Genomic DNA, 15,894 nt, shown 5'->3' with positions numbered 1-15,894 from the left:
ATGAATATCCTGCTGATCGGTTCGGGCGGCCGCGAGCACGCCCTGGCCTGGCGACTGGCCCAGAGCCCGCTCTGCACCCGGCTGTTCACGGCGCCCGGCAATCCCGGCACCGCCCGCCACGGCATCAACCGGCCGGACCTGGCGATCTCGGACCACGCCGCGGTGGCGGCCTTCTGTGCCGCGGAATCGATCGGCCTCGTGGTGGTCGGCCCCGAGGCGCCCCTAGTCGCCGGTCTGGTCGATGACCTGAAGGCCGCCGGGATCCGGGCCTTCGGCCCGACCCGTGACGCCGCCCGGCTCGAGGGCTCGAAGGGCTTCACCAAGGATCTCTGCGCCGCCTGCAACATCCCCACCGCCGCCTTCGCGCGCTTCACTGCGCTGGAGCCGGCGCTCGCCTATGTCCGCCAGCAGGGCGCTCCGATCGTCGTGAAGGCCGACGGGCTCGCCGCCGGCAAGGGCGTCACGGTCGCCGAAACTTTGGACCAGGCCGAGGATGCGTTGACCGCCCTGTTCGCCGAGCCCGGCGCCGAGGTGGTGGTCGAGGAATGCATGGTGGGCGAGGAGGCAAGTTTCTTCGCCCTGTGCGACGGGACGCGCGCCATCCCGCTCGGCACCGCCCAGGATCACAAGCGGGTCTTCGACGGCGACCGCGGCCCCAACACCGGTGGCATGGGCGCCTATTCCCCGGCCCGGGTCGTCACCCCGGAGATCGAGGCCCGGGTCATGGCGGAGATCATCGCGCCCACCTTGGCCGGCATGCGGGCGCGCGGCTGCCCGTTCACCGGCATCCTCTATGCCGGCCTGATGCTCACGGCGGACGGGCCGAAGCTCATCGAGTACAACACCCGCTTCGGCGACCCGGAGGCGCAGGTGCTGATGCCCCGGCTCTCGTCCGATCTCGTGCCAGCCCTGCTCTCGGCCTGCGACGGCGACCTCTCCGGAGTGAGCCTGGAATTCGACGCCCACCGGGCCGCCCTCACCGTGGTGATGGCGGCGGCTGGCTATCCCGGGGCGGTGGTGCGCGGCTCGGTGATCCGGGGCATCGAGGCGGCCGAGGGCGACGGCGTGTTCGTGTTCCAGGCCGGCACCCGCGCCGAGAACGGGCAGCTGCTGGCCGATGGCGGCCGGGTGCTGGCGGTCACGGCGCTCGGCGACAGCGTCACGGACGCCAAGGATCGCGCCTACGCAGCAGTCGCGCGGATCGACTGGCCGGAGGGGTTCTGCCGGCGCGATATCGGCTACCGGGCCGTGGCGCGCGAGGCCGGGCAGGGCTGAGAAGTCCCGGTTTCAAAAGGTCGTCGACCTTTTGCGGGTCCAGGGCAGGGCCCTGGCCCTTCAGGGGCTCCGCCCCCGAACCCCGCCAAAGGGCTGAGCCCTTTAGGATCCCGTTACTCGCCGATGGCCGCGCCGGCTGGCCTGCGGTTGTCGTTGGCGCCATAGAGCAGGCCGGGGCGCATGCGCTCCGTGCGCGAGGCGTCGTTGCCCGAGGAGGCCGCCTCCGGGGCGTCGGGCGCGGCAGCGCGCACTGCGATCAGCTCCTCTGCACCCCAGGGCTTCTGCTCGACGATCGTGTGGCCCATGCCGCGCAGGATCGCCTGCGTATCGGCCGAAAGCGCGAAGGGCTCGGCATAGACGGTGTCGGGCAGCCATTGGTGATGGATGCGCGGGGCGTCCACCGCCTCCTGCGGCTCCATGCCGAAATCCAGCATGTTGAGGATCGTCTGCGCGTTGATCGTGATGATCCGCGAGCCCCCCGGCGAGCCCGCCACCAGCGCGACCTTGCCGTCGCGCAACACGATCGTTGGGGACATCGAGGAGAGCGGACGCTTGCCCGGCTGGATCGCGTTCTTGGTGCCCTGAACGAGGCCGAACAGGTTCGGCACTCCGGTCTTGACCGTGAAGTCGTCCATCTCGTCGTTCAGGAAGAAGCCCGTGTCGCCCGCGATCACCCCGGCGCCGAAATAGCCGTTGATCGTGTAGGTGAGCGAGGCGGCGTTGCCAGCCTTGTCCATCACCGAGATGTGGGTGGTCTCCGCCCGCTCGTGGGTCTCCAGGCCTGGATCCGGGCGGATCTCGGCCGATGGGGTCGCCCGGTTCGGCCGGATCGAGACTCGGAGTTTTTCCGTATAGGCCGGCGACAGCAGCCGGGCGACGGGATTCTCGACGAAGGCCGGATCGCCCAGCAGCAGGTTGCGGTCGGCATAGGCGCGCCGCATCGCCTCGACCATCAGGTGCACGGTGCGGGCGGAGTTGAACCCGGCCGCCCGCAGATCGTAGCCGTCGAGGATGCCGAGGATCTCGCAGAGCGTGACGCCGCCGGACGAGGGCGGGGGCGCCGACAGGATCGTCGCGTCCCGGTAGCGGCAGGTCAGCGGCTCGGCTTGCGTCACCGTATAAGCCGCGAAATCGGCTGCCGTGAGCAGGCCGCCGCCAGCCCGGGAAGCCGCCCCCACGGCCTCCGGGATCGCGCCCTTGTAGAACGCGTCCGCGCCGTGGTCAGCGATGGCCTGGAGGGTGCGGGCGAGATCCGCCTGGACCAGCCGGTCGCCCGGCCGCCAGGGGCTGCCGTCCGGGCGCAGGAAGATGCGGGCGACGTTGGCTTGGGCGGCGAAGAGCTTGGTGCCGGATTCGAGAATGTCGGTGTCGCCGCGGGTCAGCACGAACCCGTCCCGGGCCAGCGCGATCGCCGGCGCCATCACCTGGGCCAGCGGCAGGGTGCCGTACTGGGCGAGCGCGGTGTTGAGGCCGAGCACGGTGCCCGGCACGCCCGCCGCCTTCCAGCCGCGCAGGCTCGCGCCCTTCACGACGTTGCCGGCGGCGTCGAGATACATGTCCTGGGTCGCGGCTGCCGGGGCGGTCTCGCGGAAATTGATGAAGCGGCTCCGGCCGTCGGCCGCATGCAGCACCAGGAAGCCGCCGCCGCCGAGATTGCCGCAGCACGGGTTCACCACCGCCTCGGCATAGGCCACCGCCACCGCGGCATCGACGGCGTTGCCACCGGCCTTGAGGATATCGGCGCCCACCTGCGAGGCGAGGCGCTGGGACGAGACCACCATCCCATTCTCGCCTTCCACGGCCGGCCCCGAGGCGGCCCAGGCCGGAGGCGGGCCGAGGGCGAGCAGGGCGGCCAGGAGCAGCGCGCGTGCGGGTGCGATCATCCCCTGCCCTCTCCGGTGCGGGTCCCGCGCCGCCATATAGGGGACCACACGCCGGAGTCGCTAATCCCCTCTGCCCCCTCATCCTAAGGTGCCCGCGCCGCGGGCCTCGAAGGGGGAAGGGAGGTGGGAAATCGGGCTGATCCGCCTCACACGGCTTCCGTTTGAACGCTTCCGTCGCGGTGCCCCTCCCCGTCATCACGAGCGCAGCGACGTGACCCAGGGTCGCGCCACGTCAGGAGATGTGGCGCTGTCTGGATTGCTTCGCTCGCAAAGACGGCGATGCCGAAGGCCTCGACCGGAAACGGTATCAGCCGTTGCGGAAGGTGTAGCTGTAGCCGTTCAGCGCCGGCGCACCGCCGAGATGGGCGTAGAGCACCTTCGAGCCCTTCGGGAAGAAACCCTTCTTCACGAGGTCGATCATGCCCTGCATCGACTTCCCCTCGTAGACCGGGTCGGTGATCATCCCCTCGAGCCGGGCCGAGAGCCGGATCGCCTCCACGGTCTCCTGCGAGGGCACGCCGTAGACCGGGTAGGCGTAATCCTCGTTGAGCACCACGTCGTCGGCCACGATGTCGCCCGCGCCGACGAGCGCCGCGGTGTTCTGGGCGATGTCGAGCACCTGGGCCTTGGTCTGGGCCGGGGTGCAGGAGGCGTCGATGCCGATGACGTTGCGGGCGCGCCCGTCGGCCGAGAAGCCCACCAGCATGCCCGCATGGGTCGAGCCCGTGACGGTGCAGACCACCACGTAGTCGAAGCGCAGGCCCATCTCAGCCTCCTGCTTCCGGACCTCCTCGGCGAAGCCGACATAGCCGAGCCCGCCATACTTGTGCACCGAGGCGCCGGCCGGGATCGCGTAGGGCTTGCCACCCTCGGCCTCGACTTCGGCGAGCGCCCGCTTCCACGAATCGCGGATGCCGATATCGAACCCGTCATCCACGAGCTGCGTCTGCGCGCCCATGATCCGCGACAGGAGGATGTTGCCGACCCGGTCGTAGACGGCGTCCTCGTGGGGGACCCAGGCCTCCTGGATCAGCCGGCACTTCATCCCGATCTTGGCGGCGACTGCCGCGACCATGCGGGTGTGGTTCGACTGCACGCCGCCGATCGACACCAGCGTGTCGGCCCCGCTCGCGATGGCGTCCGGCACGATGTATTCGAGCTTGCGCAGCTTGTTGCCGCCATAGGCGAGGCCCGAATTGCAATCCTCGCGCTTGGCGTAGAGTTCGACCTCGCCGCCGAGATGGGCGGTCAGGCGCTTGAGCGGCTCGATCGGCGTCGGGCCGAAGGTCAGGGGATAGCGCTCGAACTTGTCCAGCATCGGGTCTCTCCGAATCTCGGGACGCGCCCGGGGCTCCACCCTGGATGCGTCGAAGCGAGGCCCCGAGGGGGCGGGCTGGAAGGCCCGGCTCCGTCTTCGAGGCGCAGGAAGAAACTACCCGATCCTCGATGAAAGGTGCTCTCGATCTTCAAGCGTGATAGACGGTCTGCTTGCGCCCGGGTCGAATTCCACGGCAGAGAATATCGCATTGACGGCCTGATCTGAAAGAATCGACCATGCCCGAAGGGCTCGACCGGATCGATCAGAAGATCCTGCGGCTGCTGCAGGCGGATGGGCGCATGGCGAATGCCGAGATCGCCGAGCGGGTCGGCACCAGCGCGGCCACCTGCCATCGCCGGATCCAGCGCCTGTTCGCCGACGGGTTCGTGCGGGCGGTCCGGGCGCTGATCGACCCGATGCGGGTCGGACGGGGCACCCTGGTCTTCGTCGGCGTCGTGCTCGATCGCTCCACGCCCGAGAGCTTTTCCGAGTTCGAGGCGGCCGTGCGGGCGATTCCCGTGCTCCTCGACTGCCACCTCGTGGCGGGCGACTTCGACTACATGCTGAAGATCCGGGTCTCCGACATGGCCGACTTCAACCGCCTCCACAGCGCCACGCTGATCGGCCTGCCGGGGGTCCGCCAGACCCGGACCTTCTTCGTGATGAAGGAGGTGATCGACAACGCGCCACTCGATCTGTGAGACGGCCTCGGTTGATGCAGCCCACGCCGTCATCACGAGCGCAGCGAAGTGACCCAGGGCAGCGCGACGTCAGGAATCGTGGGGCTGCTGGATGGCTTCGCTCCGCTCGCAATGACGGCGCCGGAGCCATCAACCAGAAACGGGATTAGCCCCCTACCCCTCCCCGCGCCGCGCCTTGCGCAGGGCCTCCCAGCGGTCGAGCCGCTCGGCGATGCGGGTCTCGTAGCCGCGCTCGGTCGGCTGGTAGAGGTGCTGGCGCCCCAGCGCGTCGGGCCAGTAATCCTGGCCCGAGAAAGCGTCCGGCTCGTCGTGGTCGTAGCGGTAGCCCTCGCCGTAGCCGATCCGCTTCATCAGCTTGGTCGGCGCGTTGAGGATGGTCCGCGGCGGCGGCAGGGAGCCCGCCTCCTTGGCGAGGCGCGTCGCGGCCTTGTAGGCCTCGTAGACGGCGTTCGATTTCGGCGCGCAGGCGAGGTAGATCGCCGCCTGGGCGAGGGCCAATTCGCCCTCCGGGCTGCCGAGGAAGTCGAACGCGTCCTTGGCGGCGTTGGCCACCACCAGGGCCTGCGGGTCGGCGAGGCCGATATCCTCCACCGCCATGCGCACGAGCCGGCGGGCGATGAACAGCCGGTCTTCACCGGCATCGAGCATCCGGCACAGATAGTAGAGCGCCGCGTCCGGATCCGAACCGCGCACGGTCTTATGCAGGGCCGAGATCAGGTTGTAATGCCCCTCCTGCGCCTTGTCGTAGATCGGCGCCCGCCGCTGCACGATGGTTTGCAACGCCTCCGCATCGAGGGTCTCGCCTGCTTGCGCCGAGCGCCAGACCTCCTCGGCGAGCGTCAGGGCCGCCCGGCCGTCGCCGTCGGCCATGCGGACCAGCACGCCGCGGGCCTCCTCGGTGAGCGGCAGGGCCTGTCCGGTCAGTTCCTCGGCGCGCACCAGCAGCCGCGCGATGGCGCCCGGATCGAGGGCCCGGAACAGCAGCACCCGGGCGCGGGACAGGAGCGCGGCGTTCAGCTCGAAGGAGGGATTTTCGGTGGTGGCGCCCACCAGCGTGACGGTGCCGTCCTCCATCACCGGCAGGAAGGCGTCGAGCTGCGCCCGGTTGAACCGGTGGATCTCGTCGACGAACAGCAGGGTCCCCTGCCCGGTCGCCCGGCGCCTGCGCGCGGCCTCGAACACCTTGCGCAGCTCAGGGACGCCGGAAAAGATCGCCGAGATCTGCTCGAAATGCAGGTCGGTGCCCTGGGCGAGCAGCCGCGCCACGGTGGTCTTGCCGGTGCCGGGCGGTCCCCAGAAGATCAGCGAGCCGAGCGTTCGTCCGCGCAGAAGGCGGGTGAGCGCACCCCCCTCCCCGGTCAGGTGCTCCTGGCCGACGACCTCGGCGAGACTCTGCGGGCGGAGGCGATCCGCCAGGGGCCGCGCGGCCTCGGCGCCGGACGCGCGGCCGGATTCCTGTGATGAGGGCGGCTCCGCGGAGGCGAACAGGTCGGACATCCGCGCATCAACACCGGGCCTGGGCGAGGGCGCAAGCCGGGTGCTCGCGACGGCAGGGGATCAGCCGCCGAACACCGAGGTGATGACCTGGCCGTCGCGGTTGATCGTGACCTCCCAGGCGTTGAGGCTGTTGCGGGTGGCCCGGTCGAGATCCTTGGTGGTCGCCATCGGCATGCCGTTGACCGCCACGATCAGGTCGCCCTTCTGCAGCCCGACCCGGGCCGCGACGGAATTGTCGTCGACCGCCATCACGGCCACGCCGTCGGACGGAAAGTCGACTTGCATCTCTTCGGCCACCGCCGGCGAGGTGTTGACCAGCGTCGCGCCGAGGAACGGCGAGCGGGTCTTCACCTTGAGCACGTCGCGTGGGCGCGTCTCCGGCGCGGGGGCCAGCTTGACGGTGACGGTCTGGCGGGTCGTGCCGCGCAGGATGCCGAACCGGGTCTGGCCCTGGATGCCCTTGAGCGCGAAGCGGTAGCCGAAGGCCTCCGGGTCGGCCACCTCCTGCCCGTCGACCGTGAGAATCAGGTCGCCGCGCTTCAGGCCGGCCTCGTCGGCCGGGCTTTTGGGCTGCAGGCTCGCCACCAGCACGCCGGTCGGATGGTCGAGGCCCATGCTGTCGGCGATGTCGGGGGTGACGCTCTGGATGCGGGCGCCGAGCCAGGGCCGCCGCACGACGCTCGCCCCCTCGCGGGCCGCGTCGACCACCGCCTTGACCATGCCCACGGGGATCGCGAATCCGATGCCGTGGCTGCCGCCGGATTGCGAGTAGATCGCGGTGTTGATGCCGACCAGCTGCCCTTTCAGGTCGACCAGGGCGCCGCCGGAATTGCCCGGGTTGATCGCCGCATCGGTCTGGATGAAGTACTGGTAGTCGGCCGAGCCGACCTGGGTGCGCGCCAGCGCCGAGACGATGCCCTGCGTCACCGTCTGGCCGACGCCGAACGGGTTGCCGATCGCCATCACGAAGTCACCGACCTCAAGGGCGTCGGCATTGCCGAAGGGCATCGGCACGAGGTCCTTCGGCGCCTCCTTGATCTTGAGCACCGCCAGGTCGGTGCGGGTATCGCGCATCACGATCGCGGCCTCGAACTCGCGCCGGTCGGCGAGTGCGATCCGCACCTCGTTCATGTTGTCGATGACGTGGTTGTTCGTGATGACCAGCCCGTCGGCATCCACCAGCACGCCCGAGCCGAGGGATTTCTGCGCCCGGTCGCCCCGGGGCCCGCGTCCGCCCTCCGGTTCGCCGAAGAAGCGGCGCATGAACTCCTCCATGGCGCTGGTGCGGGCGCTGGAGCGCTTGTCCACGTGCGATGCATAGACGTTCACCACCGAGGGTGCGGCCCGCTTCACCACGGGGGCGAAGGAGAGCTGCACGTCGGCCTTGCTCAGCGGCACGACCTTGCTGGCTGTTCCCTCCTTCGCGGTCTCCTTGGCCTCCGTGCGTGCCATCTGCGCCGCCGCAGGACCGGCGGCCAGCAGGGCTGCGACGAGGGCGGGCAAGGCGAAGCGAGACAGCATACAGGGCTCCGAAGTCAGGGCATGCGCACCGTCCGGTCTGAGAAGGCAGCGCGCCGCGCAGCCCTACGCTATCGAGCCCGATTGCGGCAGGTCCGCGACACCTTCGCCGCAAGGGTCAGGGTCCGGCCGCCCGTCTGACTTTGGCATACGCGATGCTGCACACCAGCACGTGATTTGAATGATTCCAAGCTGGGTCTTAGGGGTGAGGGCCTGTGTTTCTGGGCGGTTCAGGCATGCGTAACTCTGAAGACATCCTGCACCAGCTGGCGACCGCACTCGACATACCGGCCGAGGCATTCTTGAGCAGCGGCAAGGCCGAAGCAGGGCGTCTCGCACGGCTCCACGCCTGTGCCGAGCTGATGGATGCCTTCGCGCGCATCGACGACCTGCAGGCCCGGCGGCGCTGCCTCACCTATGTGAGGGCCGAGGCCGAGCGGCTGGACAAGGCATCGGACGAAACAGGACGCGCATCGCGCCCGCTGCGGCGCCGGGTGTAGGCCGACCCAGCGGCCGGATGTGGGCCGTGCTCCGGAGATGAGAACTTAGCGACACGAGCGTCGCGATTGCTCTCCGAGGCACCATCGTGCCTCGGAGAGCAATCTGACGTCACTTGCGGTTGGTGATGAGGCTGTCGACGTTCTTGTTGGCCTCCTTGTTCTCCTTCCGCTGCATCGTCATGGAACTCTTCGTGTCCTTCATGGACATCTCATCCCGCTTGCCCTGCGGCATCTCTTTCGGCGCGGCCAGGGCGGGCGTGATCGACCAAAGGCAGGCCACACACAGTGCAGCGCCAGCAGATTTCTTGAGCATGACGTCTCCTCCATTCAATCGGTACAGCAAGACGTCGTCCTTAAAGCCCTCGTTCCGTCGTGGCGGATCACGAATATGGGATCTTCTGCCGAACCTCTCTGGCCGGAGCACGGGTGACTGCAACCGCGACGCCCGGACCGGCCGCTCCGGGAGCACGGATCGCCGCCTCGACTGACGAAGGGCCGTCTCCGGCGCGTGGATGCGGGAGAACATGGCCGCAAGGACAACTGGAAGTAGGTAATGTAATTCGCTGTGGTGTCCGGCCTTTATGACCAGTCAATTTTAGTTGATCGCTGCATTGGCTAGCTTGTACGGGCAGGAATATAAATTTTAACGTCCCGGGCGCGTAGCTCAGGCTGCCCGGGGGGCGCCTTCGACGATGGGGCGGCCGGTCCGGGTCCTCTCGACTGTCCGTCCGTCCGTGATCGCCTGCACGCCGGCAGTGCTGTCGCGGATGTTCGGGTTGCCCCCTCCCGGAACCGACGATGCGCCCGTACCTGACCCTGAAAACCTCGCTGTTCGCTGCCTTCGGCCTCCTGGCCCTCCTGTGTGCGGGCCAGGGCACCCTCGCGATCACGAAGCTCGGCGGCATCCGCGCCAACGTGACCGGGGTCGCCACGAACTGGCTGCCCTCCGTCGTCGCCATCACGAATATCCGCGCCGCCGCGTCCGAGGTGCGCATCACGCAGCTGCGTGCCCTGACCCTGTCCGGCAGCCCCGAGCAGCGTGCGGAGACCGACCGGCTTCTCACCGAGGCCGTCGCCGCGCTCGCCGGCACCCGCAGGGTCTACGAACCGCTGATCTCCTCGGTCGAGGAGCGCACGCTCTACGACGCGTTCGGCGTCGCCTGGGAGCGCTACCAGACCGTCGGCCGCGAGGCCGTGCGCCTAGCGGATGCGGGGCAGCCGTCGGAGGGCGTCCGGCTCATGAGCACGCCCGCCAACATCGACCTGTACAACGCGGTGCGCGACACCCTGGCCCGGGATGTCGCCCTCAACGAGCGCGGTGCCCACGCGGATGCCGACAGCGCCTTGGCGGCGACCGACTCCGCGACCGTGGCGGCCTGTATCGCCATCGGCCTGAGCCTCTTGGCTGCGTGCGGGGCGGCCCTGTTCGTGCTGCTGCGCGTGTCGCGGCCGATCCAGGCGATGACGGGCGCGATGACCATCCTGGCCGCCGGCGATACCGGTGCCGCGGTGCCCTATAGCGGCCGCCGGGACGAGGTCGGCGCCATGGCGGCGGCCGTCCAGGTGTTCAAGGACAACCTGATCCACACACGTCAGCTCGAGGCGGACACCGCCCAGGCGCGCCTGGCCGCCGAGGCGCAGCGCAAGCTCGGCATGCGGCAGATGGCGGCCAGCTTCGAGGCGGCGGTCGGCGGCATCATCGGCACGGTCTCGTCCGCGGCGACCGAATTGCAGGCCACGGCGGGCGTGATGAGCGGCACCGCCGCCGAGACGGCGGCGCAATCGACCGCCGTGGCGGCGGCGGCCGAGGAGGCGGCCAGCAACGTCAACACGGTGGCGGCGGCCGCCGAGGAGCTCGGTGCCTCCGTCCAGGAGATCGGGCGGCAGGTCAACGGTTCGGCCCAGATCGCCCAGCTGGCCGTGGCCGAGGCGGACCAGACCGGCGCCCTGGTCCATGAGCTGAGCGGAGCGGTCGAGCGGATCGGCGACGTGGTCGGGCTGATCTCCTCGATCGCCGGCCAGACCAACCTGCTGGCGCTCAACGCCACCATCGAGGCGGCCCGGGCCGGCGCGGCCGGCAAGGGCTTCGCCGTCGTGGCGTCCGAGGTGAAGGAGCTGGCCGGCCAGACGGCCCGGGCCACCCAGGAGATCGCGGGCCAGATCGCGCGGATCCAGACCTCGACCGGGCAGGCAGTGGCGGCGATCGGCGGCATCACGCGGCGGATCGGCGACATCAGCGCGACGGCGACCATGATCGCGGCGGCCGTGGAGCAACAGGGCGCGGCCACCCAGGAGATCGTGCGCAACGTCGCCCAGGCCGCGATCGGGACGGGCGAAGTGACCGGCACCATCGCCGGCGTGGCCGGGGCCGCCGAGGAGACGGGCGCGGCCGCGACCCAGGTGCTGGGGGCGGCCTCGGAGCTGTCGCGCCAGTCGGAGCACCTGACGGTCGAGGTCGGCCGGTTCCTGGAGACCGTCCGGGCGGCGTGAGACCCGTCCAGGCGCCCGTCAGGGCGTCCCACCCCCCGCATGCGTGAGGTCGGCGGCCGGGATCGACACCCGCGACAGGTCGAGGGCCGGCGTCGGGCCGGCCGGGAAGGTCGTCTCCCAGCCGCCGCCCAGGGCCTTCGACAGGGCCACGAAGTCGGTCGAGATCGCCGCCGTCGCCTGGACGAGGTTGGTCTCGGCCTGCAGCACCGTCTGCGAGGCCTGGAGGACGGTGGTGAAGATCTCGACGCCCTGCGTGTAGCGCGCCCGCGACAGCGAAAGCGCCTGTCGGGCATCGGCCACCTGCCGGGCGAGCCGCGCCCGGCGGCCCTCGTCGCCCTTGAGTGCGGCCAGGGCGTTGACCACGTCGTGCCAGCCCTGGAGCACCGCCTTCTGGTAGGCGATCGCGGCCTCCTGCTGGCGGGCCCGCTGGAGCACGAGGTTCGACTTCAGCCGGCCGCCCTCGAACAGCGGGATCGAGATCGACGGCCCGATATTCATGTATTGCAGGGACGAGCCCCGGAAGATCTTGGCCGGGTCGATGGCGTTGACGACCGGGCTCGCCGTGAGCGTCACGGACGGGAAGAACTGCGCCTCGGCAACCCCGATCTCCGCCACCGCAGCGTGCAGATTGGCCTCGGCCCGCCGGATGTCGGGGCGGCGCAGTACCAGGGTCGACGGGACGCCCACGGGGATCCGCGGTGGCACCGGCGGGATCGATCGGCCGGTCACCAGATCCTGCGACAGCGCGAGCGGCGGCTCGCCCAGCAGCAGCGCGATGGCGTTGATCTGCTGGATCTCCTGCTGCTGGAGCTGCGGCAGCTGCGCCTTGATCGCCTCGACCTGCTGGGCGGCATTCGCCGTGTCGAGGCCGGTGACGAGCCCCCGCTGCTGGCGGATCCGCACGACGTCGAGGATCTGCTCGTTGACCTTGATGTTGGCGAGGTCGATCCGGATCTGCTCCTGGGTCCCGCGCAATTGCACGTAGTCGCGCGCGAGTTCCGCCTGGCTCGAGACCAGCGCGTCGCGCCGCTGCTCCGCGGCGGCATCGGCCTGCGCCTGGGCGGATTCGACGGAGCGACGGACCTTGCCCCAGAGGTCGAGCTCCCAGGAGGCGTCGAAGCCCAGCGTGTAGCTCTCGAAGCCGTTGGTCAGCGGTGCCGTCAGGTTGCCGCTGGATGCGGTGGAACTGCCGCCGCCGGTGAGGCTGCCGAGGGAGTTCGACAGGAGGCCGATCGTGCCGTTCTTGCTGAATTGCTCCCGGTAGGCGCTGCCCTGGCCGTTGAGGGTCGGCAGCCCCGCGGCGGCCGCGGTGCCGAGCTGGGCCCGGCTCTGGAACAGGCGGGCCGTAGCGGTCTGCACGTCGAGATTCTGCGCGGCGACACGTTCTTCGAGGGCCGCCAGGATCGGATCGCGGAAGGCGAGCCACCACGCCACTGCCGGCTCCTCCGCGCTGGTGCGGGAAAGCAGCGGCAGCGGGGTCCGGGCCGGCAGGCCGGTATCGAGATAGTCGCTCGCCTCCGTGAGCGGCGCGGCCGGCGGCAGGAAGTTCGGGCCGACCGTACAGGCCGCCAATCCGCCGAGGGCGAGCGCCGCGCCGCCGCGCAGCCACGGGATGAGGATGCGGGAGGCCATGTCAGTGTCCGCCCCCACCGCCCTGCGCGGTCTTGCCCGAGATCAGGAAGCAGAGCGGCACGACCATCAGGGCGACGACGGCCGTGTATTGGAAGACGTTGCTGTAGGCCAACACCTGCGCCTGCTTCATGTAGGTCTGGTAGGTGTGCGCCACCGCCTGCTGATGCACCACGGACGCCGCGCGGCCGAGCGAGCGGAGGGTGTGCTCGCTCTCCTGGATCAGCGTGTTGTAGCCGTAGCGCAGCGGCGTCATGAACCCGGACAGGTGCGCCTGATCGGCCTGGGTCCGCTCGGTGACGGCCGCGGTCGAGAGCGAGATCCCCAGCGAGCCGAACACGTTGCGGAACATCGAGAACAGGGCCGCGCCGTCGCTGCGATACTTCTGCGGCAGGGTCAGGTAGGCGATGGTCGAGATCGGCACGAACAGGAAGCCGAGCGCCGCGGTCTGGAGGGAGCGCATCAGCACCAGGGTCTTGAAGTCGATGTCGGGGGCGAGCCCGCTCGAATAGAACAGGGCTCCGGCCATCAGGACGAAGCCGAACATGACGATGAAGCGTGTCTGCACGACCTTCATGATCTGGCCGACGATCGGGATCAGGATGATCACCACGATCCCGCCCGGCGACAGGATCAGGCCGGATTTCAGCGCGGTGTAGCCGAGCACGTTCTGGGCGAATTGCGGAATGATCACCGCGCTGGCGTAGAGCGCGAAGCCCATGGCGCCGATGAGCACGCAGCCCATGGCGAAGTTCTTGTCCTTGAACACGTCGAGGTCGATGATCGGCTTCTTCGCCGTCAGCAGCCAGCAGATCGCCCCGAACACGCCGAGGAAGCCGATCGTCGCCATGAGCCGGATGAACGGCGAGCTGAGCCACGCGTCGTCCTCGCCGCGGTCGAACACGATCTGCAGGCAGCCGATGCCGATCACGATCAGCGACAGGCCGATATAGTCGATGCCGCGCTTGGTCTTGCGCTTTTCCTGCTCGGAGGGCGGATCCTGCACCAGGATGCCGTTGGCGATCACCGCCAGGATCCCGACGGGCACGTTGACGAAGAAGATCCAGCGCCAGTCGAGGTGCTCGATCAGGTAGCCGCCCAGCGTCGGCCCGAGCACCGGCGCCACCACGGTCGCCACCGCGGTCACGCCGAAGGCCGCCCCGCGCTTGGCCGGCGGAAAGGTGTCGAGGATGATCGCCTGCTGGCTCGGCTGCAGGCCGCCGCCGAAGAAGCCCTGCATCAGGCGGAACACGATGATCTGCCCAAGGCTCTGCGAGATGCCGCACAGGAACGACGACACCGTGAACATCGCGATGCAGATCAGGAAGTAGCGCTTGCGCCCGATCGTGTCGGAGAGCCAGCCCGCGATGGTGAGCACGATGCCGTTGGCGACGAGATAGGCGGTGAGCGTGTAGGTCGCCTCGTCGCCGGAGGCAGCGAGCGAGCCGGCAATATAGGGCAGCGCGACGTTGACGATCGTGGTGTCGAGGATCTCCATGAAGGCCGCGAGCGTCACCGTCACGGCGATCAGCCAGGGATTGTAGGCCGGCTTCCAGCCCGCATTCGGATCGCCGCTCATTTCAGCATCACCGTCGGCTCGACGCTGATGCCCAGCGGCAGCGGCTCGTCCTTCTTCAGCCCGGAATCGATCACGATCTTCACCGGCACCCGCTGGACGATCTTGATGAAGTTGCCGGTCGCGTTCTCGGCCGGGAAGGCGGAGAATTTCGAGCCCGAGCCGCGCTGGAGCGAATCGACGTGCCCATGCAGGTCGAGGTTCGGATAGGCATCCACCGTGATGGTGACCGGCTGGCCGGGGTGCATCCCGTCGAGCTCGGTCTCCTTGTAGTTGGCCGTGACCCAGACATCGGTGGTGACCAGCGACATGACCTGCTGGCCCGCGGTCAGATAATCGCCGGCATTGACGTTGCGCTTCGTCACCCAGCCGTCCTGGGGCGCGCGGACCACGCTCCACTCGACGTTGAGGATGGCTTGGTCGAGCTGGCCCTTGGCCTGCTCGGCCTGCCCCTGGAGCTGGTCCACCTGCTGCTGCGACTGGCCGATATTCTGCTGGACCGGCATCGCCTGGGTGACCCGGGCCTCGGCCTGCTCGACCTGCGCCTTCGCCTGCTGGTAGTTCGCCGCCGTCGTATCCACGTCCTGCTGGGTGGTGGCGAGCTTCGGCAGGCTTTTCTGCCGGTCGTAATTCGCCTGCTGCAGGGCGAGGTTGGCCTTGGCCGAGGCGAGGTTCGCCTGCGCGAGCGCGAGGGCGGCCGGGAAGTTCTTCCTAGCGATCTCGACGCCGAGCTTCTGGTTGGCGATCTGCGCCGTGTTCGCATCGAGCTGACCCTGGGCCTGCTCCTGCCGGTAGACGTATTGCCGGGGGTCGATGTGGAACAGCGGGTCGCCCTTGTGGACGAACTGGTTGTCGGTCACGTCGAGGGTGATCACCTGCCCGGCCACCTGGGGCGCGATGCTGACGATGTTGCCGTCGGTATAGGCGTCGTCGGTCGAGGCCTTGCCCCGGGTCGTCAGCCAAAAGTAGAGGCCCCCGCCGATCATCAGCAGGAGCACGAGCGCGGCGATACCGATGACGAGGGGGCGGCGCTTGCTGCGCCGCGTGGCGCCTTCGTCCTGATCGTCGCCCTGCCCCTTGCTGCTCCGATCCCTGTCCGTGCCCCCGGTCTCGTCGTCCTGTCCGGTCCGATTGTCCGATCCCCCGCTCTGACGGGGCTCGTCCTGTTGCCGGCGCCCACGCCGGTCGTGCTCGGCTTCATCCCGGGCCTCATCCCGGAAGCCGGCGGAGCGGTGCTCGCGCGATCCGGGATCATCCCGCCGCGCAGCGAAACCGGAGGCGCGCGCCGCACGGCGTCCCTGGTCGTCGGCTTCGGAGCCGAGATCGATGTAGTCGCGGCGGTCGCGCGGGCGGCCACGGGGGCGCGACCGGCTGTCCCCATCATCGTCGGTCATCAATCGGCTTCGCAACCCTATCGACCGCGCAACCGGCGGGAACACGCGATCACCCGGCTTGCTTGCCTAAGGTACGATCGACATAACCGAACCCAGCAGTTCGGATGTGCGGG

Annotated in this window: 12 protein-coding genes; 4 read left to right on the top strand and 8 right to left on the bottom strand. The window is 69.3% G+C overall.

Features of this window, described 5'->3' with window-relative positions; translation table 11 throughout:
* Window positions 1-1,275, top strand: a complete 1,275-nt coding sequence (gene purD / locus BLQ49_RS16740) for a phosphoribosylamine--glycine ligase (protein ID WP_091717635.1) — start codon at window positions 1-3, stop codon at window positions 1,273-1,275.
* 113 nt (window positions 1,276-1,388) lie between these two features.
* On the opposite strand, the gene ggt is transcribed toward purD, so the two are convergent.
* Window positions 1,389-3,158, bottom strand: coding sequence for a gamma-glutamyltransferase (ggt, locus tag BLQ49_RS16735; protein ID WP_091717634.1), 1,770 nt, complete (start codon window positions 3,156-3,158; stop codon window positions 1,389-1,391).
* Between the two features lie 307 nt (window positions 3,159-3,465).
* Complete coding sequence (locus BLQ49_RS16730; RefSeq protein ID WP_091717633.1) at window positions 3,466-4,476, bottom strand: 1-aminocyclopropane-1-carboxylate deaminase; 1,011 nt, start codon at window positions 4,474-4,476, stop codon at window positions 3,466-3,468.
* Between the two features lie 236 nt (window positions 4,477-4,712).
* Here BLQ49_RS16730 and BLQ49_RS16725 point away from each other — a divergent pair, with 236 nt between their 5' ends.
* A complete protein-coding gene (locus tag BLQ49_RS16725) occupies window positions 4,713-5,177 on the top strand; it encodes an Lrp/AsnC family transcriptional regulator (RefSeq protein ID WP_091717632.1) in 465 nt (154 codons plus the stop codon).
* 153 nt (window positions 5,178-5,330) lie between these two features.
* Here BLQ49_RS16725 and BLQ49_RS16720 read toward each other — a convergent pair whose 3' ends face one another.
* Complete coding sequence (locus BLQ49_RS16720; RefSeq protein ID WP_091717631.1) at window positions 5,331-6,674, bottom strand: replication-associated recombination protein A; 1,344 nt, start codon at window positions 6,672-6,674, stop codon at window positions 5,331-5,333.
* 60 nt (window positions 6,675-6,734) lie between these two features.
* Entirely contained in the window at window positions 6,735-8,195 is a 1,461-nt protein-coding gene (locus BLQ49_RS16715; RefSeq protein ID WP_091717627.1) for a Do family serine endopeptidase, read from the bottom strand.
* Between the two features lie 233 nt (window positions 8,196-8,428).
* Here BLQ49_RS16715 and BLQ49_RS16710 point away from each other — a divergent pair, with 233 nt between their 5' ends.
* Complete coding sequence (locus BLQ49_RS16710) at window positions 8,429-8,692, top strand: hypothetical protein (protein ID WP_091717625.1); 264 nt, start codon at window positions 8,429-8,431, stop codon at window positions 8,690-8,692.
* A gap of 109 nt (window positions 8,693-8,801) precedes the next feature.
* On the opposite strand, the gene BLQ49_RS16705 is transcribed toward BLQ49_RS16710, so the two are convergent.
* Window positions 8,802-9,005, bottom strand: coding sequence for a hypothetical protein (locus BLQ49_RS16705; RefSeq protein WP_091717623.1), 204 nt, complete (start codon window positions 9,003-9,005; stop codon window positions 8,802-8,804).
* Between the two features lie 485 nt (window positions 9,006-9,490).
* On the opposite strand from BLQ49_RS16705, the gene BLQ49_RS16700 reads away from it, so the two are divergent.
* Window positions 9,491-11,182 carry a methyl-accepting chemotaxis protein gene (locus tag BLQ49_RS16700; RefSeq protein ID WP_091717621.1) on the top strand — a complete coding sequence of 564 codons (1,692 nt, stop codon included), beginning with the start codon at window positions 9,491-9,493 and terminating at the stop codon, window positions 11,180-11,182.
* An 18-nt stretch (window positions 11,183-11,200) separates the two neighbouring features.
* On the opposite strand, the gene BLQ49_RS16695 is transcribed toward BLQ49_RS16700, so the two are convergent.
* The 3 genes from BLQ49_RS16695 to BLQ49_RS16685 are packed head-to-tail and all read right to left on the bottom strand — an operon-like array spanning window position 11,201 to window position 15,781.
* Window positions 11,201-12,814 carry an efflux transporter outer membrane subunit gene (locus BLQ49_RS16695; RefSeq protein WP_091717619.1) on the bottom strand — a complete coding sequence of 538 codons (1,614 nt, stop codon included), beginning with the start codon at window positions 12,812-12,814 and terminating at the stop codon, window positions 11,201-11,203.
* Window position 12,815: 1 nt separating this feature from the next.
* Window positions 12,816-14,390, bottom strand: coding sequence for a DHA2 family efflux MFS transporter permease subunit (locus BLQ49_RS16690; protein WP_091717617.1), 1,575 nt, complete (start codon window positions 14,388-14,390; stop codon window positions 12,816-12,818).
* Window positions 14,387-15,781: an HlyD family secretion protein gene (locus tag BLQ49_RS16685; protein WP_244507635.1), complete on the bottom strand. Its 1,395-nt coding sequence runs from the start codon at window positions 15,779-15,781 to the stop codon at window positions 14,387-14,389. Before BLQ49_RS16685 ends, BLQ49_RS16690 begins: the two co-directional genes overlap by 4 nt.
* Between the last annotated feature and the right edge of the window lie 113 nt (window positions 15,782-15,894).

Source organism: Methylobacterium phyllostachyos (genome assembly GCF_900103445.1).
In the GTDB taxonomy this organism is placed as follows: Bacteria; Pseudomonadota; Alphaproteobacteria; order Rhizobiales; family Beijerinckiaceae; genus Methylobacterium; species Methylobacterium phyllostachyos.
The sequence above is the reverse complement of the archived record's forward strand: the minus strand, read 5'-3'. Positions and strand labels throughout refer to the sequence as shown.